The sequence below is a fragment of the Leifsonia sp. KNZ13-11D genome, from assembly GCF_056754895.1.
Genome location: NZ_JBPGWU010000001.1, coordinates 1,326,541 through 1,342,617, shown reverse-complemented (window position 1 = coordinate 1,342,617; position 16,077 = coordinate 1,326,541). Strand labels below are relative to the sequence as shown.

17 protein-coding genes are annotated in these 16,077 nt (G+C 68.2%); 3 read left to right on the top strand and 14 right to left on the bottom strand.

Going from position 1 to position 16,077, the window contains the following annotated elements:
* The first annotated feature begins 102 nt into the window (after positions 1 to 102).
* On the top strand, positions 103 to 894 hold the full coding sequence (locus tag ACR9Y5_RS06770; RefSeq protein ID WP_481297245.1) for a DUF1206 domain-containing protein: 792 nt from the start codon (positions 103 to 105) through the stop codon (positions 892 to 894).
* 1 nt (position 895) lies between these two features.
* Here ACR9Y5_RS06770 and ACR9Y5_RS06765 read toward each other — a convergent pair whose 3' ends face one another.
* From ACR9Y5_RS06765 to ACR9Y5_RS06750, 4 genes are read right to left on the bottom strand one after another with little or no spacing between them, the layout of a single operon-like run.
* Entirely contained in the window at positions 896 to 2,869 is a 1,974-nt protein-coding gene (locus ACR9Y5_RS06765; protein ID WP_481297244.1) for an ABC transporter ATP-binding protein, read from the bottom strand.
* Positions 2,870 to 2,880: 11 nt separating this feature from the next.
* Positions 2,881 to 4,614, bottom strand: a complete 1,734-nt coding sequence (locus tag ACR9Y5_RS06760; protein WP_481299528.1) for an ABC transporter ATP-binding protein — start codon at positions 4,612 to 4,614, stop codon at positions 2,881 to 2,883.
* Positions 4,614 to 5,261 (bottom strand): TetR/AcrR family transcriptional regulator, encoded by a 648-nt coding sequence (locus tag ACR9Y5_RS06755; RefSeq protein WP_481297243.1) that lies wholly within the window; start codon positions 5,259 to 5,261, stop codon positions 4,614 to 4,616. Before ACR9Y5_RS06755 ends, ACR9Y5_RS06760 begins: the two co-directional genes overlap by 1 nt.
* A 45-nt stretch (positions 5,262 to 5,306) precedes the next feature.
* Positions 5,307 to 6,275 carry an aldo/keto reductase gene (locus ACR9Y5_RS06750; protein ID WP_481297242.1) on the bottom strand — a complete coding sequence of 323 codons (969 nt, stop codon included), beginning with the start codon at positions 6,273 to 6,275 and terminating at the stop codon, positions 5,307 to 5,309.
* 131 nt (positions 6,276 to 6,406) lie between these two features.
* Between ACR9Y5_RS06750 and ACR9Y5_RS06745 the strand changes: the two genes are divergently transcribed.
* Positions 6,407 to 6,904 (top strand): methylated-DNA--[protein]-cysteine S-methyltransferase, encoded by a 498-nt coding sequence (locus tag ACR9Y5_RS06745; RefSeq protein WP_481297241.1) that lies wholly within the window; start codon positions 6,407 to 6,409, stop codon positions 6,902 to 6,904.
* Positions 6,901 to 7,494 carry a DNA-3-methyladenine glycosylase I gene (locus ACR9Y5_RS06740; RefSeq protein ID WP_481297240.1) on the top strand — a complete coding sequence of 198 codons (594 nt, stop codon included), beginning with the start codon at positions 6,901 to 6,903 and terminating at the stop codon, positions 7,492 to 7,494. The genes ACR9Y5_RS06745 and ACR9Y5_RS06740 overlap by 4 nt, the downstream gene beginning before the upstream one ends.
* 375 nt (positions 7,495 to 7,869) lie before the next feature.
* Here ACR9Y5_RS06740 and ACR9Y5_RS06735 read toward each other — a convergent pair whose 3' ends face one another.
* The 10 genes from ACR9Y5_RS06735 to atpB are packed head-to-tail and all read right to left on the bottom strand — an operon-like array spanning position 7,870 to position 16,044.
* A complete protein-coding gene (locus tag ACR9Y5_RS06735) occupies positions 7,870 to 8,679 on the bottom strand; it encodes a YaaA family protein (RefSeq protein WP_481297239.1) in 810 nt (269 codons plus the stop codon).
* 1 nt (position 8,680) lies between these two features.
* Positions 8,681 to 9,241, bottom strand: a complete 561-nt coding sequence (locus tag ACR9Y5_RS06730; RefSeq protein ID WP_481297238.1) for a P-loop nucleotide/nucleoside kinase family protein — start codon at positions 9,239 to 9,241, stop codon at positions 8,681 to 8,683.
* Between the two features lies 1 nt (position 9,242).
* Positions 9,243 to 9,503, bottom strand: coding sequence for a F0F1 ATP synthase subunit epsilon (locus ACR9Y5_RS06725; RefSeq protein ID WP_481297237.1), 261 nt, complete (start codon positions 9,501 to 9,503; stop codon positions 9,243 to 9,245).
* Positions 9,504 to 9,505: 2 nt separating this feature from the next.
* The gene (gene atpD, locus ACR9Y5_RS06720) at positions 9,506 to 10,969 is read right to left on the bottom strand and encodes a F0F1 ATP synthase subunit beta (RefSeq protein WP_310128299.1); all 1,464 of its coding nucleotides are present in this window, start codon (positions 10,967 to 10,969) and stop codon (positions 9,506 to 9,508) included.
* A 25-nt stretch (positions 10,970 to 10,994) separates the two neighbouring features.
* The gene (locus ACR9Y5_RS06715; RefSeq protein ID WP_481297236.1) at positions 10,995 to 11,894 is read right to left on the bottom strand and encodes a F0F1 ATP synthase subunit gamma; all 900 of its coding nucleotides are present in this window, start codon (positions 11,892 to 11,894) and stop codon (positions 10,995 to 10,997) included.
* A gap of 37 nt (positions 11,895 to 11,931) precedes the next feature.
* Positions 11,932 to 13,569 (bottom strand): F0F1 ATP synthase subunit alpha, encoded by a 1,638-nt coding sequence (gene atpA / locus ACR9Y5_RS06710; RefSeq protein WP_481297235.1) that lies wholly within the window; start codon positions 13,567 to 13,569, stop codon positions 11,932 to 11,934.
* 22 nt (positions 13,570 to 13,591) lie between these two features.
* Positions 13,592 to 14,383: a F0F1 ATP synthase subunit delta gene (locus tag ACR9Y5_RS06705; protein ID WP_481297234.1), complete on the bottom strand. Its 792-nt coding sequence runs from the start codon at positions 14,381 to 14,383 to the stop codon at positions 13,592 to 13,594.
* Entirely contained in the window at positions 14,383 to 14,943 is a 561-nt protein-coding gene (locus tag ACR9Y5_RS06700) for a F0F1 ATP synthase subunit B (protein WP_481297233.1), read from the bottom strand. The genes ACR9Y5_RS06705 and ACR9Y5_RS06700 overlap by 1 nt, the downstream gene beginning before the upstream one ends.
* 30 nt (positions 14,944 to 14,973) lie before the next feature.
* Positions 14,974 to 15,195, bottom strand: coding sequence for a F0F1 ATP synthase subunit C (gene atpE / locus ACR9Y5_RS06695; RefSeq protein ID WP_481297232.1), 222 nt, complete (start codon positions 15,193 to 15,195; stop codon positions 14,974 to 14,976).
* A 51-nt stretch (positions 15,196 to 15,246) separates the two neighbouring features.
* Positions 15,247 to 16,044, bottom strand: a complete 798-nt coding sequence (gene atpB / locus ACR9Y5_RS06690) for a F0F1 ATP synthase subunit A (protein WP_481297231.1) — start codon at positions 16,042 to 16,044, stop codon at positions 15,247 to 15,249.
* Positions 16,045 to 16,077 lie beyond the last annotated feature (33 nt).

Below are 16,077 nucleotides of genomic sequence, written 5' to 3'. Positions count from 1 at the left end.
CTCCTCTATTCAGATCTCGCCGCCGCGTGACAGCGCGACGGACTCAGTCCTCTACGGTACCCGAGATTCCGGAAGGCGGGAACGCCGGGTACCGTTCACCGCATGACCTCCCCCAGCCGGGCCGCCTCGCGCATCGAGCGCCAGCCCGCCGTCCGCGCGCTGGCGCGGGTGGGGCTGGCCGCCATCGGCATCCTCCACATCCTCATCGGCATCATCGCCCTCGCCGTCGCAGCCGGGGCGGGCGGGAACGCCGACCAGTCGGGAGCCCTTCAGGCGCTGGTCGCCGTGCCGGGCGGACTGTTCGTGCTGTGGGCGGTCATCGTCGGGCTGATCTTCCTGTCGCTCTGGCAGATCCTCCAGGCGATCACCGCGCGGCGGCCGGGTGAGAAGGTGACAGAGGTCGCAAAATGCATCGTCTACGCGGCCCTCGCCGCCATCGCGATCTCGATCGCCGCGGGAGGGCGGAGCAACGCCTCCTCGTCCGAGCAGAGCGCGAGCGCGAAGCTGCTGGCGATGCCCGGTGGCGTGTTCCTGCTCGCGGCGATCGGTCTCGCGGTGGTGGCCGTCGGCGTCGTGTTCATCGTCAACGGGGTCACGCACCGCTTCGAACGCGACCTGCGCCTCCCGCCGAACCGTTGGGCGACCATCACCACGACGCTCGGTCGCGTCGGCTACGTCGCCAAGGGCATCGCCCTCATCATCGTGGGCGGGCTGGTGGTGTTCGGCGCACTGACCTCCGACCCCGAGAAGGCGGGCGGGCTCGACGGCAGCCTGAAGGCGCTCGTCCAGGTGCCCTTCGGCGTCATCCTCCTGATCCTGATCGCCTTGGGCCTGATCGCCTACGGAGCGTTCTGGTGCGTCCGGGCATTCGCCTCGCGCCTCCGCGACCCCTGACCTACTCCCCCGCCGCACCCGCGAACTGCGCGTTGTACAGCGTGTAGTACGCGCCTCCACGGGCGAGCAGCTCGGCGTGCGTCCCCTGCTCCACGATGCGGCCCGCCTCCATCACCAGGATGAGGTCGGCGTCGCGGATGGTGGACAGGCGGTGCGCGATCACGAACGAGGTGCGGTCCGCGCGGAGCGCGCTCATCGCCTTCTGCACCAGCAGCTCGGTGCGCGTGTCCACCGACGACGTCGCCTCGTCGAGGATGAGGACGCTCGGGCGGGCGAGGAACGCCCGGGCGATCGTCAGCAGCTGCTTCTCGCCGGCCGAGATGTTGGCGCCCTCGTCGTCGAGCACGGTGTCGTAGCCGTCCGGGAGGGAGTGCACGAAGCGGTCGACGTAGGTGGCGCGGGCCGCATCCATCACCTCCTCGTCGGTGGCGTCGGGACGTCCGTAGAGGATGTTGTCGCGGATGGTGCCTTTGAACAGCCAGGTGTCCTGCAGCACCATCCCCATCCGGCTGCGCAGGTCGTGCCGGCTCATGGAGGCGATGTCCACGCCGTCGAGGGTGATGCGGCCGCCATCGAGCTCGTAGAAGCGCATCATGAGGTTGACGAGCGTCGTCTTGCCCGCTCCCGTCGGTCCGACGATCGCGACCGTCTGGCCGGGCTGCGCGACCAGTGACAGGTCCTCGATCAGCGGCTTGTCCTCCGTGTACCGGAACGACACGTCCTCGAACGCGAGCCGTCCCTTCGTGCCCTCGGGACTCCGCGGCTCTCGCGGGTCCTCGGACTGCTCGTCCGCATCCAGCAGCTCGAAGACGCGCTCCGCGCTGGCCACTCCCGACTGCAGCAGGTTCGCCATCGACCCGAGCTGGGTGAGCGGCTGGGTGAACTGCCGCGAGTACTGGATGAACGCGGTCACGTCGCCCAGCTGCATCGCTCCGCTCGCCACCTGGAGGCCGCCGACCACAGCGATCGCGACGTACATCAGGTTCCCGACGAACATCATCGCGGGCATGATGATCCCCGAGATGAACTGCGCCCCGAAACTGGCCCGGTACATCTCCTGGTTCTTGGCGCGGAAGCGGGCCTCCACCTCGCGGTGGCGGCCGAACACCTTCACCAGCGAGTGCCCGGTGAACGCCTCCTCGATCTGGCCGTTCAGCTCGCCCGTGTGGCGCCACTGCGCGACGAACAGCTTCTGCGAGCGCTTCGCGATCACCGTGGTGATGAGCAGGGTCAGCGGGATGGTGATCAGCGCGATCACTGCGAGCAGCGGCGAGATCACGAACATCAGCACGATGACGCCGACGACGGTGAGCAGCGACGTGAGCAGCTGGCTCATGGTCTGCTGGAGCGACTGCGAGATGTTGTCGATGTCGTTGGTGACCCGGCTCAGCAGCTCACCCCGCTGCATCCCGTCGAAGTACTTCAGCGGCAACCGGTGCAGCTTCTCCTCCACGTCGGCGCGGAGCCGGTAGACGGTCCGCTGCGTCACGCCGTTCAGCACGTACGCCTGCAGGTAGCTGAAGACCGACGACGCCACGTAGAGCGCGAGCACCCACAGCAGCGTCTGCCCCACGGCGGTGAAGTCGATGCCCGCGCCCGGCGTGAACGTCGTTCCCGAGACGAGGTCGGCCAGCTGGCCCTGGCCCTGGGCGCGCAGACCCGCGATCACCTGCGCCTGCGTCAGCCCCGACGGGAACTGCAGCGACAGCGCGCCCGCGAAGACCAGGTTGATGGCGTTGCCGAGCAGCTTCGGGCCGAGCACAGCGAGCGTGACCGAGATCACCGCGAGCACCGTCACGGCGGCGATGGCCAGCCGCTCCGGGCGCAGCCGGCCGAGCAGCCGCTTCGCGCTCGGGCCGAAGTTCATCGACTTCTGCACCGGCATCCCCAGGCCCGCGAACGGGCCGCCGCCTCCCGGGCCCCGCCGCATCGGCGGGCCGGCAGGACGCTCGGGCGCTGTCGTCTTCTCGCTCATCGCCTGTCCCCCTATGCCGCATCCTGAGCCGCGAGCTGCGACGAGACGATCTCGGCGTAGGTCGTATTGCTCTCCAGGAGTTCGTCGTGCGTCCCGCGGCCGACCACCCGGCCGTCCTCGAGGACGATGATCTGGTCCGCGTCCACGATGGTGGACACCCGCTGGGCGACCACGATCACGGTCGCGTCGGTGACCTCGCGGGCGAGCGCGGCGCGGAGCCGCGCGTCCGTGGCGGTGTCGAGCGCCGAGAACGAGTCGTCGAACACGTAGATCTCGGGCTTCCGGACGAGCGCCCGGGCGATCGCGAGACGCTGACGCTGGCCTCCGGACACGTTCGTCCCGCCCTGGGCGATCGGCGCCTCCAGACCCTCCGGCATCGCCTCGACGAAGTCCCGGGCCTGCGCGATCTCGAGGGCGTGCCAGAGGTCGTCGTCCGTGGCGTCCGGGTTGCCGTAGCGCAGGTTGGATGCCACGGTGCCGGAGAACAGGTAGGGCCTCTGCGGCACGATCCCGATGCGTGACCACAACACCTCGGGGTCGAGGTCGGCCGCGTCGACCCCGTCGACCAGGACGATGCCGCTTGTGGCGTCGAAGAGGCGCGGGATGAGGTTCACCAGCGTGGTCTTGCCGGCGCCGGTGCTGCCGATGATCGCCGTCGTCCTGCCGGTCTCGGCCAGGAAGGTGATGTCGGTGAGCACGGGATGCTCGGCGCCGGGATACGAGAAGCCGACGTCGACGAACTCGACCGTTCCGTGCGCGGGCACCTCCGTGATCGGGTCGGTGGACGCACGGACCGACGGCTCGGTGCCGAGCACCTCTCCGATGCGGTCGGCGCAGACGGAGGCGCGCGGGACCAGCACGGCCATCATCGTCGACATCATCACGCCCATCAGGATCTGCATCAGGTACTGCAGGAACGCGGTCAGCGTCCCGACCTGCAGTGTGCCGTCCTGCACGCGGAACGAGCCGAACCATATGACGGCGACGCTCGAGACGTTGAGCACGAGCATGACGATCGGGAACATCAGTGCGAACAGGCGCCCCGCTTTCAGGGCCGTCTCGGTCACCTGGTCGTTCGCCGTCCGGAAGCGGTTCGTCTCGACGTCCTCCCGCACGAAGGCGCGCACCACGCGGATGCCGCTCAGCTGCTCCCGCAGGACGCGGTTCACGCGGTCGATCCTGTCCTGCATCCGGCGGAACTGCGGCACCATCCGCGCGATGATGATGCTGACCGCGACCAGGAGCGCCGGGACGCTGACGGCGATCAGCCACGACAGGTCGATGTCCTGCTGCATGGCGAGCACGATGCCGCCGACCGCCAGGATCGGCGCGGAGACGAGCAGGGTGCAGGTCATCATGACGAGCATCTGCACCTGCTGCACATCGTTGGTGTTGCGGGTGATCAGCGAGGGCGCGCCGAAGGCGGTCACCTCGCGCTCGGAGAACTCGCCGACGCGGTGGAAGATCGCCTCGCGCAGATCCCGGCCCACCAGCATGGCCACCTTCGCACCGAAGTACACCGCGGTGATCGCGCAGGCGATCTGGACGAGCGTCACACCCAGCATCTCCGCGCCGACCGCGAGGATGTAGGAGGTGTCGCCCTTCGCGATGCCGTTGTCGGTGATGTCGGCGTTGAGCGTCGGCAACCACAGCGACAGCAGGGACTGCGCGAGCTGGAAGACGATCACCCCGATCAGGAGGGGCCAGTGCGGCCGCAGGAACCGGCCGAGGAGTCTGAGGAGCATCATGCCTCCGTGGTGGACGACGTCGATGAGGATGGGATCTGGTGGCGGAGGTCGGCGACGTACGGCGACTCGCCCGCGACGCCGACGAGCACCAAGCGGGCGAGGTCGTCGATGCTGAACTCGATGCCCTCGTTCACAGCGGGGAACGCGGCCGAGAAGCTGATGAGCCGGAGGACATGCGCCACGCGCTCGGGCGGCCAGTTCAGGTCGTCGGTCTCGGGCTCGAGGATGCGGGCGATGATGCGCGCGAACTCGCCGCGCTCCTGCGGGACGGGCGGCCGCTGCGGCCCGATCACGGACATGATCCGCATCACGCTGTGGAACCGCTCGCGGAGCAGGTACAGGATCGCGCGGACCTTGTGCTCGAGCGGAAGCGCCGGGTCGATGCTGCGCAGTGCTTCACGCAACGGCTCGGGATCGAGGTACTTCTCGATGGCGGCCTGCACCAGCGTCTCCTTGTCGCCGAAGGCGCGGAAGATCGTGCCCTCCGCGATTCCTGCGGCCTCGGCGATCTGGCGGGAGGTCATGCCCCGTCCGTGCTCCAGCAGCAGCGGGATGACGGCGTCGACGATCATCGCCTTGCGGTCGTCCGCCGACATCGACGGCGCACGGGTGCGCGGAGCGTCGCGCACGGCATCCGGATTCACGCGCTCACTCTAACGGAGTGAGTGCTCACTCACAAGGTTTCCGCGTCAGTCGCGCGCGAAGATCTCGGAGATCTCCGCCACCTCGGCGGCGGTGGGCGACCACGCGGTCGCCGCCTCGGCGTTGGCGACGATCTGCTCCGGTTTCGTCGCTCCCGCGATGACGCTCGTGAGCCCCGGCTGGGCGAGCAGCCAGGCGAAGGTCGCCTCCAGCATCGTGACGCCGTGCTGGTCGCAGAAGGCCTGGAACCGGTCCATGCGATCCCACGGAGCGTTGTCCAGCAGGTGCTTGCGGAGGTTCATGATCCGGCTGTCGGCCGGACCGCCTTCGCGGGTGAACTTGCCCGTGAACAGTCCGTTGTAGAGCGGGAAGTACGGCAGGAAGCCCAGCCCGTACCGGTTCACGGCCGGGAGCACCTCGCGCTCGGCGTCCCGCGACAGAAGGCTGTACTCGTTCTGAGCCGACACGAACTTCGGGTGGCCGTGCAGCCGCGCGGTGAACTCCGCCTCGGCGATCTGCCAGCCGCTCAGGTTGGAGTGGCCGATGTAGCGGATCTTTCCCTCCGCGATGAGGTCGTCCAGCGTCTCGAGCGTCTCCTCGATCGGCGTCACCGGATCGGGCTGGTGCAGCTGGTACAGGTCGATCCAGTCGGTGCGGAGCCGGCGGAGCGAGCTCTCGACGGCCAGCCGGATGTAGCGGCGGGACCCGCGGACGCCCCAGTCCGGCCCGTTGAGCCCGGCCATGTCCATCCCGAACTTGGTGGCCAGCACGATCCGGTCACGCTTCCCCTCCAGCGCCTTGCCCATGAGGGTCTCGGACAGCCCTCGCTGACTGCCGTAGATGTCGGCGGTGTCGAACAGCGTCACGCCGGCGTCGATGGCCGCGCCGATGACGGCGTCCGTGCCCTCCTGCGTCTCGGTCACGGTGCCTGCGCGGCCGAAGTTGTTGCAGCCGAGGCCGACCGTGGAGACGATCAGACCGGACGGTCCGAGGGTGCGGTATTCGATGTTCGCCATGCCCCGAGTCTAGGCACGCGGTCTCGCTCGACCATCATCCGGAATCCCTCCACAACCGGCCCTCAAGGTGGGTTATCCCCGATGTCCGAATCCCGCGAGTGGACGTCGGCGGTGCGCTCTAGAGTCGACCCATGAGCAGTTCCTTCGCCTACCTCCTCCGCACCACGAGCCCCATCGGGCGTCTCGAGCTCACCAGCGACGGCACCGCGGTGACGTCGCTCTCCATCGAAAAGGCCGGCCACCTGCCGCTCGATGACCATCCCGAACGCAGCACCGCCGTGCTCGACGACGCGGCGGCGCAGCTCGACGAGTACTTCGAGGGCAGTCGTCGCGCCTTCGATGTGCCGGTGCGCCTGCAGGGCACCCCGTTCCGGCAGGCGGTGTGGGAGCAGCTGTCCGAACTCGAGTTCGGCACGTTCGTCTCCTACGGCGAGTTGGGGGCGGCGCTCGGTCACGCCGGCTACGGCCGCGCCATCGGCGGTGCGGTGGGCGCCAACCCCGTGCCGATCATCGTGGGCTGCCACCGCGTGCTGTCGTCCAGCGGCCGGGTCACCGGCTACAGCGGAGGGGACGGCATCCCCACCAAGCTGTGGCTGCTGGAGCACGAGGGGATCCTGCTGGCGGCATGAGCGAGACCACCGCAGTGACACGGTCGGCGCTGGTCGTCGGCGACGACGGGCTCGCGCGCTGCTCCTGGTCGGCGAGCGACCCCGAATACCGGCGTTATCACGACGAGGAGTGGGGACGTCCGCAGCACGACCCGCGGGCGCTCTACGAGAAGCTGTGCCTGGAGGGCTTCCAGGCGGGGCTCTCGTGGATCACCATCCTGCGACGGCGCCCTGCGTTCCGCGAGCTCTTCCTCGGGTTCGAGCCCGAGAAGGTGGCGGCCATGACCGAGGCCGATGTGCAGCGGCTGCTTCAGGATGCGCGCATCATCCGGCACCGCGGCAAGATCGAGGCGACCATCTCGAACGCGCGGGCGGTGCTCGCGCTCGAGGAGCCGCTGGATGCGCTGATGTGGGCGTTCGCGCCGCCCGCGGACGACCGATCGCGTCCGCGCTCGTGGGGTGAGATCCCGGCCGTGACGGCCGAGTCCACCGCGATGAGCAAGGAGCTCCGTCGCCGCGGATTCCGGTTCGTCGGGCCGACGACGATGTACGCGCTGATGCAAGCGACCGGAATGGTCGACGACCACGTCGAAGGCTGCTTCCGCGCGTGACGCGGCCGTCGACCGCGCGCGGCCGGCAGACAGTACCGAGAGAGTCGGGCCGACGGCGGAAATGGCTCCGACGCCGGATTCTCGCTGGTGAGGACGCGACCGCTCGTGCCCGACCGCAGGCGGATTGATGGTGCTCACACTCCGGTGTGGAAACGGCGTATGGGGATGACACGCCGGCCACCACACGTCGGCCCGACTAAGTGAGGCCGAAGCCGCACCAGGTGCGTCGACGCCCTCGGATCAGTGATCCTCTCTCTTGGTTGTGAGCATAGCTCACTTTCTTGTCGCGCACCACTGTGAATCAGCAGTGAGTCGTGCCTCCTCGTGGCCTCGGAGGAGACGGCCGATGCGCGCGGCCCAGCGGCCTGCGGCGGGTCAGGCCCGCAGCGAGGCCATCAGCCGCCCGGGCACGCCGCGCACCTCGGGGACGACCAGCTCCAGGTCGCGCGTTCCGTCGGCGGCGAGCTCCAGTTCGTAGCCTTCGGCTCCGGCCCACGCCAGCAGCTCCTCGGCGGTCGCGAAGCCGGCGCCCGCCTCCAGCAGCGCACGGGTGAGCAGACCCTTCGCCTGCTTGTTGAAATGGTTGAGCGCCCGCATATGGCCGCCCTCATCACGGGCGAGCACACGCACGTAGTGGGCACCCTCCCGGTCCGGGAGCGGCGCCAGGGCGGCATAGCCCTCGGAGCGCAGGTCCAGCAGCAGGTCGTCCCGCTCCGCCAGGACGGCCGCCCCGGCGGCGGCCCAGCGCTTCTTCAGCGACGGCGAGCCTCGACGCAGCGACAGTCGCGAGTCGAACGAGAGCCGATAAGCGGGCACCGGATCCGCCGCCCCCACCAGTCCGAGCAGGGCGGACTGCACAGCGACCGCATCGGCGGCAGCCGCCCACGCGCTGTCGCCGAGCGTCCCGGCATCGAGCGCGTCGTACAGCACACCGGTGTACCGCTCGAGCGCGCGCATCGTCGGGGCGTCCGGGATGCCGCGGTTGCGTTCGACCTCGCCCGACTGCTTCGGCCCGAGCTTCAGGGCGCGGACGGCCGTGTCGTGATCGGCGGCCAGCTCGACGACGGCGTCGACCACCTCCCGCCGCACCGGGGTGAGCGCGGGGAAGCTCAGGCGTTCGAGGGCGAGCGGGGACCCCACTCCCCCGTCCCTCTTCGTCTCCGAGGGCGGGAGCAGGATGAGCACTCTAGCCCTCCACGAAGTCCAGAGCGGTGTTGGCGTTCTCGCCCAGCGGGGCGGCCGTGTCGAGGGTGATGCGCGGCAGCGTTCCGCAGGCGCCGCGCCACTCGTCGTACTCGTCGACGCTCTGTTCGACGGCGTATGCTGCGACGATCCCGGTGCGCTTCGCCAGACGCTCCTCGTGCAGCGCCGGGTCGGAGCACACCGTCTCGACGACCCGCAGCTTCACATCGCACCGCTCGGCGAGGTCGCGCCACTGCAGGCGCGCGGGCTCCACGGCGTTCACCGCGTCGACGACCACCGAGTGCCCCGAAAGGAGCACCTGCTCGGCCATCGTCTCGGCGACGAGGTAGGCGGCCAGCCCGGTCGGCTGGTCCGAGTCGATGCCGGCACGGAGGATGGACGCCTCGATCGGGTCCACCGAGATCACTGTGGCGCCCAGACGTCCGGCCAGGATCTCGGCGAGGGTGGACTTGCCGGAACCGGGAAGCCCCGCCATCGCCACCAGCATCGGGACGTGGACGTCTCCGAACTGGCGCTCCAACGGGGCTCCCGGGGTCGCAGCCATGTCAGACCAGTTCGGCCTGGCGGGCCACGATGGTGACGGTGTTGTTCTCGACGGAGAGGAAACCGTCGTCGGCGCTGGCCGCGATGGACTCGCCCCCGCTGAGGGTCACGCGCACCTCGCCCTCGGCGAGGATGGCGAGCAGCGGCTCGTGGCCGGGCAGGATACCGATCTGCCCCTCCACCGTGCGTGCGACGACCATGCTCGCCTCACCCGTCCACACTTCGTGGTCGGCGGCGACGACGCTGACGTTGAGGACAGCCATCGTTAGCCGTTCTCCTTCTGGATCTGCGCCCACTTCTCCTCGACGTCGGAGATCGCTCCGACGTTGAAGAAGGCCTGCTCGGCCACGTGGTCGAACTCGCCCTTGGCGATCGCGTCGAACGACTCGATGGTCTCCTTCAGCGGGACCGTGGAGCCCTCGACACCGGTGAACTTCTTCGCCATGTAGGTGTTCTGCGAGAGGAACTGCTGGATCCGGCGCGCACGCGACACCGTGATCTTGTCCTCCTCCGACAGCTCGTCCACACCGAGGATCGCGATGATCTCCTGCAGCTCCTTGTTCTTCTGCAGGATCTGCTTGACCGTGGTGGCCACGCGGTAGTGGTCCTCACCCAGGTAACGGGGGTCGAGGATGCGCGAGGTCGAGGTCAGCGGGTCGACGGCCGGGTAGAGACCCTTCGACGCGATCTCACGGGAGAGCTCGGTCGTCGCGTCCAGGTGGGCGAAGGTCGTCGCCGGCGCCGGGTCGGTGTAGTCGTCCGCAGGCACGTAGATCGCCTGCAGCGAGGTGATCGAGTGACCGCGGGTCGAGGTGATGCGCTCCTGCAGCTGGCCCATCTCGTCGGCCAGGTTCGGCTGGTAGCCCACCGCGGAGGGCATGCGGCCGAGCAGCGTGGAGACCTCGGAACCGGCCTGCGTGAACCGGAAGATGTTGTCGATGAAGAGCAGCACGTCCTGGTTCTGCACATCGCGGAAGTACTCCGCCATGGTCAGCGCCGAGAGGGCGACGCGCAGACGCGTCCCCGGCGGCTCGTCCATCTGGCCGAAGACGAGGGCGGTCTTGTCGAACACGCCCGCTTCCTCCATCTCGTGGATGAGGTCGTTGCCCTCACGGGTGCGCTCGCCGACACCGGCGAACACGGACACACCACCGTGATCCTGCGCCACGCGCTGGATCATCTCCTGGATGAGGACGGTCTTGCCGACACCGGCGCCACCGAACAGGCCGATCTTGCCACCCTGCACGTACGGGGTCAGCAGGTCGATGACCTTGATGCCGGTCTCGAACAGCTGCGTCTTCGACTCGAGCTGGTCGAACGCCGGCGGGTTGCGGTGGATCGGCCAGCGCTCGGTGATCTCGACCTTCTCGCCGGGCTCGAGGTTCAGGATGTCACCGGTGACGTTGAACACCTTGCCCTTGGTCACATCGCCGACGGGCACCGTGATCGGCGAACCGGTGTCGCGCACCTCGCCGCCGCGGACCAGGCCGTCGGTCGGCTTGAGGGCGATCGCACGCACCAGGTCGTCGCCGAGGTGCTGGGCGACCTCGAGCGTGATCTCGGTCGACTCCTCGCCGATCGTGATCGTGGTCTTCAGAGCGTTGTAGATACCCGGGATCGCATCGTGCGGGAACTCGATGTCGACGACCGGGCCGGTGACGCGCGCGATGCGCCCGACGCCACCCGGCTGCGCGGTCGAAGCCTGGGCTTCGGCGGTAGCGGTAGTCATGATTCGTTCTCTCTCGTTAGGACGTTTACTTTGCCGAGCTCAGGGCGTCGGCGCCGCCGACGATCTCGGAGATCTGCTGGGTGATCTCCGCCTGACGGGCGTTGTTGGCGAGACGCGTGTAGTCGGTGATGAGCTTGTCGGCGTTGTCGCTCGCGGCCTTCATCGCCTTCTGGGTCGCCGCGTGCTTCGAGGCGGCGGACTGCAGCATCGCGTTGAAGATGCGGCTCTCGATGTAGACGGGCAGCAGAGCGTCGAGCACGGTCCCTACATCCGGCTCGAACTCGTACAGCGGCAGGACCTGCGTGCGGTCCGGCTCCTCCACGCCCTCCACGACCTCCAGGGGAAGCAGGCGCACGACCTGCGGCTCCTGCGTCAGCATGCTGATGAAGCGGTTGTAGATGATGTGGATCTCGTCCACGCCGCCGTCGGAGGCGTCGCGCAGGAACGACTCGAGGATCGCGTCGGCGACCTCCTTCGCCTGCTCGAACTCCGGGGCATCCGTGTTTCCGGTCCAGACCCGCTCGAACGCGCGGCGACGGAAGCTGAAGTAGCCCTGCGCCTTGCGGCCGACCAGGAAGTACACGACCTCCTTGCCCTGGCTGCGGAGCAGCTCGGCGAGCTTCTCCGACTCTTTGAGCACGTTCGAGTTGAACGCGCCCGCGAGGCCGCGGTCGGAGGAGAAGATCACGATCGCAGCGCGCTCGATCTTCTCCGGCTCGGTGGTCAGCACGTGGTCGACGTTGGAGTAGGTGGCCACCGCCGACACCGCGCGCGTGATCGCGCGGGCGTACGGCGTGCTGGCGGCCACCCGCGCCTGCGCCTTCTGGATGCGGGAGGCGGAGATCAGCTCCATCGCACGGGTGATCTTCTTGGTCGTCTGGGCAGACCTGATCTTCTGCCGGTAGACCCGAAGCTGGGCTCCCATGTGTCTCCTCTTACTCAGTCTTCGATCGCGGCGGCGCTCAGCGCTTGGCCTTGACGATGCGCTCCTGGTCGACCGCGTCCTCGTCGATGGCCTCGAACTCCTCGCGTCCCACCGAGGCGAGCGGCTTGCCCTCGCCCGTCTGGAACTCGAGCTTGAACGCGTCAACCTCGGAGTCGAGCTTCGCGACCGTGTCGTCGTCGAGGACGTTGGTCTCGCGGAGCGTGGTCAGGATGTCGGTGTTGCGGCGCAGGTGATCCAACAGCTCCGACTCGAAGCGCAGGACGTCCTCCACGGCGACCTCGTCGAGCTTGCCGTTGGTGCCGGCCCAGATCGAGACGACCTGCTCCTCCACCGGGAACGGCGAGTACTGCGGCTGCTTGAGCAACTCGGTCAGGCGGGCGCCGCGCGCCAGCTGGCGACGGCTCGCGGCGTCGAGGTCGGACGCGAACATCGCGAACGCCTCGAGCGAGCGGTACTGCGCCAGCTCGAGCTTGAGCGTGCCGGAGACCTTCTTGATCGACTTGACCTGCGCGTCACCGCCGACTCGGGAGACCGAGATGCCGACGTCGACCGCGGGACGCTGGTTGGCGTTGAAGAGATCGGACTGCAGGAAGATCTGGCCGTCGGTGATCGAGATCACGTTGGTCGGGATGTAGGCGGAGACGTCGTTGGCCTTCGTCTCGATGATGGGCAGACCGGTCATCGAGCCGGCGCCCAGCTCGTCGGAGAGCTTGGCACAGCGCTCCAGCAGGCGGGAGTGCAGGTAGAAGACGTCGCCCGGGTAGGCCTCGCGTCCCGGCGGACGGCGGAGCAGCAGCGACACGGCGCGGTACGCCTCGGCCTGCTTGGACAGGTCGTCGAAGACGATGAGGACGTGCTTGCCGCCGTACATCCAGTGCTGGCCGATGGCCGAGCCGGTGTAGGGGGCCAGGTACTTGAAGCCGGCCGGGTCGGAGGCGGGGGCCGCGACGATGGTGGTGTACTCCATCGCGCCGGCGTCCTCGAGCGCGCCCTTCACCGAGGCGATGGTCGAGCCCTTCTGACCGATGGCGACGTAGATGCAGCGGACCTGCTTGTTGACGTCGCCCGACTCCCAGTTGGCCTTCTGGTTGATGATCGTGTCGATCGCGATGGCCGTCTTACCGGTCTGGCGGTCGCCGATGATCAGCTGACGCTGACCGCGGCCCACCGGGATCATGGCGTCGATCGCCTTGATGCCGGTCTGGAGGGGCTCGTGCACCGACTTGCGCTGCATGACGCCGGGCGCCTGGAGCTCGAGCTCGCGGCGGCCCTCGCTGGCGATCTCGCCGAGGCCGTCGATCGGGTTGCCGAGCGGGTCGACCACCCGGCCGAGGTATCCGTCGCCGACCGGGACCGAGAGGACCTCGCCGGTGCGGGTCACCTCCATGCCCTCGACGATCTCGTCGAACTCACCGAGCACGACCACGCCGACCTCGTTCTCGTCGAGGTTCTGCGCGAGGCCGAGGACGCCGTTCGAGAAGCGGATGAGCTCGTTGGCCATGACGCTGGGGAGGCCCTCGACGTGCGCGATGCCGTCGGAGGCGTCCAGCACGTGGCCGATCTCGGTCGCCTCGGCGCCGGACGGCTCGTAGCTGTTGACGAAGTCCTTGAGCGCGTCGCGGATCTCGTCGGGGCTGATCTGGATGTCTGCCATTGTGATTCCTATCTTGAGGCGGTCAGCCCGCCAGCTGAAGCCGGAGTTCGGCGAGACGCGACGCGATGCTTCCATCGATGACGTCGTCACCGATCTGCACGCGCAATCCGCCGATGATCGAGGGGTCGACGACCTGGTTGATCTTCAGGTCGCCGTAGGTGGCGCTGAGCGCGGAGCGCAGCCGCTCGGTCTGGGCCTCCGGCAGCGGAGCCGCCGTGTAGACCGTCGCGATGGTCAGGCGGTCCTGCGACGCCACGACGCGCGCTGCGGCGCGGAGCGACTCGCGGATGCTTCGGCCGCGCGGCTGCTGGACGAGCTGGCGCACGATCGCGATCGTCTGCTGCGAGGAGCGCCCGGCGAGCAGGCGCTCGACCAGCGCGACCTTCGACTCCGTCGAGGCGAGCTTGCTGCGCAGAGCGAGTTCGAGCTGCGCGTCGGAGGTCACGGCGCCTCCGAAGGCGAACAGCTCGGCGACGATGTCGACGTCGCGCGGCGCCGAGGCGGCGATGGCGCGGATGCCGAGCTCCTCGATCGCGGCGAGCAGGTCGTCGTGCGACGACCAGCGCTGCGCGACGACGACGCCGAGCAGCGCGACGGTGTCCGCCGGCAGCGAGGCGAAGATGCGCTTCACGAGCGTCGACTTCGCCGCCGGATCGGCCGTGGGGTCGCTGAGGACGGCTCGGAGCTGGGCCGAGTCGGCGACGACCCGTCCTGCGGCGAACAGGTCCTCAGCCGTCGCCAGATCGGCCTTGGATCCCAGGTCGGCGAGAGCCGACACGGACCGGGCCAATGCTTCTCTGGTGGCGCTTCCCATCAGTTGCCCGATCCTGCCTTCTGCTCATCCGCCTCGAGGTCCGCCAGGAAGCGGTCCACGATGGCCTGAGCGCGCTTGTCCTCATCGAGCGCCTCGCGCACCACCGTCGACGCCAGGTCGATCGCGAGCGAGCCGACCTCGCTGCGCAGCTGGACGAGCGCCGTCTGGCGCTCCGCCTCGAGCTGCGCCTGCGCTTGGGCGGTCACGCGAGCGGCCTCCGTCGCAGCGGCCTCACGGGCCTCCGCGACGATCTTCTGTCCGTCGGCACGAGCGGTCTCACGGATCTTGCCCGCCTCCGCACGCGCCTCGGCGAGCTGGGCGGTGTACTCCTCCAGCAGGGCCTCGGCCTTGCGCTGCGCTTCGTCGGCCTTCTCGATGTTGCCTTCGATCGCCTCGGCGCGCTCATCGAGGAGCTTCCGCATGCGTGGCAGCACGAGCCGCCAGAAGAAGACCAGGATGATGACGAAGCAGATCAACGATCCGACGATGTCGTACCACGCCGGGATGAGCGGGTTGATCGTCTCACCCGACTCGGCGGCGCGAATCACACCGTTTATCATCACTCCTCCTTACTGAGGGATAAAGAGGGGTTACTGGAAGATGAAGCCGACGGCGATACCGATGAACGCGAGCGCCTCGGTGAACGCGATACCGATGTACATCAGGACCTGGAGACGGCCGGCCAGCTCAGGCTGACGGGCCACGCCCTCGATGGTCTTGCCGACGACGATGCCCACGCCGATGGCCGGGCCGATGGCGGCGAGGCCGTAACCGACGGTGGCGATGTTGCCGGAGATTGCAGCGATGTCCACGTTGTGTGTTTCCTTCCGTGATGGCGATCCGTGCGGGTGCGCGGATCGTTCTTAGTGTTCCTCGGCGACTGCGAGCTGGATATAGACAGCGGTGAGCAGCGCGAAGACGTAGGCCTGCAGGACTGCGACCAGGATCTCGAACAGGGTGAAGGCGAAGCCGAAGGCGAAGGTGCCGATTCCGAAGAGCGACCACCAGCTGCCCGCCGTGAAGAAGAAGAAGGCGGTGGCGCTGAAGAAGAGCACCAGGAGCAGGTGGCCGACGACCATGTTCATGAGAAGTCGGAGCGTCAGCGTGATCGGGCGCAGGATGAAGGTCGAGACGAACTCGATCGGCGTCACGAGGATGTAGAGGAACCACGGCACGCCGGGCGGGAAGAGCGCGTTGCGGAAGAAGTTGCCAGGGCTCTTCTTGACGCCGGCGTAGATGAAGCAGATGTACGAGACGATCGCGAGCACGAGCGGAACGCCGATGACGGAGGTTCCCGCGATGTTCAGGAACGGGATGATGCCCGTGAGGTTCATGAACAGGACCATGAAGAAGATCGTGGTCAGGATCGGGAGGAAGCGGCGGCCGTCCTTCCTGCCGAGCAGGTCTTCGGCGATGTTGACGCGGACGAAGTCCAGGCCCATCTCGACCACCGACTGGAACCGGCCCGGGATGAGCTTCATCCGCCGCGTGCCGAGCCAGAAGATGAGGAGGATCGCGACGACGGCGACGACGCGCACCAGCGTGATGCGGTTGACTTCGAAGCCACCGATGGAAAAGATGGCGGGCGGGAAGAACTCGTTGATCGAGGGCCCGTGGAAGCTTCCATCATCGGAGCTTGCGGCCTGGACCAGCAGGTTCACAGCGTTAGCTAACAGCGCTATCTCCTGTTTCGG

Bases quoted from the DNA above. Each gene is read 5' to 3' on its own strand.
- ACR9Y5_RS06770 (WP_481297245.1), top strand. From the start codon at position 103: ATGACCTCCCCCAGCCGGGCCGCCTCGCGCATCGAGCGCCAGCCCGCC.
- ACR9Y5_RS06765 (WP_481297244.1), bottom strand. From the start codon at position 2,869: ATGAGCGAGAAGACGACAGCGCCCGAGCGTCCTGCCGGCCCGCCGATG.
- ACR9Y5_RS06760 (WP_481299528.1), bottom strand. From the start codon at position 4,614: ATGCTCCTCAGACTCCTCGGCCGGTTCCTGCGGCCGCACTGGCCCCTC.
- ACR9Y5_RS06750 (WP_481297242.1), bottom strand. From the start codon at position 6,275: ATGGCGAACATCGAATACCGCACCCTCGGACCGTCCGGTCTGATCGTC.
- ACR9Y5_RS06745 (WP_481297241.1), top strand. From the start codon at position 6,407: ATGAGCAGTTCCTTCGCCTACCTCCTCCGCACCACGAGCCCCATCGGG.
- ACR9Y5_RS06740 (WP_481297240.1), top strand. From the start codon at position 6,901: ATGAGCGAGACCACCGCAGTGACACGGTCGGCGCTGGTCGTCGGCGAC.
- ACR9Y5_RS06730 (WP_481297238.1), bottom strand. From the start codon at position 9,241: ATGGCTGCGACCCCGGGAGCCCCGTTGGAGCGCCAGTTCGGAGACGTC.
- ACR9Y5_RS06725 (WP_481297237.1), bottom strand. From the start codon at position 9,503: ATGGCTGTCCTCAACGTCAGCGTCGTCGCCGCCGACCACGAAGTGTGG.
- atpD (WP_310128299.1), bottom strand. From the start codon at position 10,969: ATGACTACCGCTACCGCCGAAGCCCAGGCTTCGACCGCGCAGCCGGGT.
- ACR9Y5_RS06715 (WP_481297236.1), bottom strand. From the start codon at position 11,894: ATGGGAGCCCAGCTTCGGGTCTACCGGCAGAAGATCAGGTCTGCCCAG.
- atpA (WP_481297235.1), bottom strand. From the start codon at position 13,569: ATGGCAGACATCCAGATCAGCCCCGACGAGATCCGCGACGCGCTCAAG.
- ACR9Y5_RS06705 (WP_481297234.1), bottom strand. From the start codon at position 14,383: ATGGGAAGCGCCACCAGAGAAGCATTGGCCCGGTCCGTGTCGGCTCTC.
- ACR9Y5_RS06700 (WP_481297233.1), bottom strand. From the start codon at position 14,943: ATGATAAACGGTGTGATTCGCGCCGCCGAGTCGGGTGAGACGATCAAC.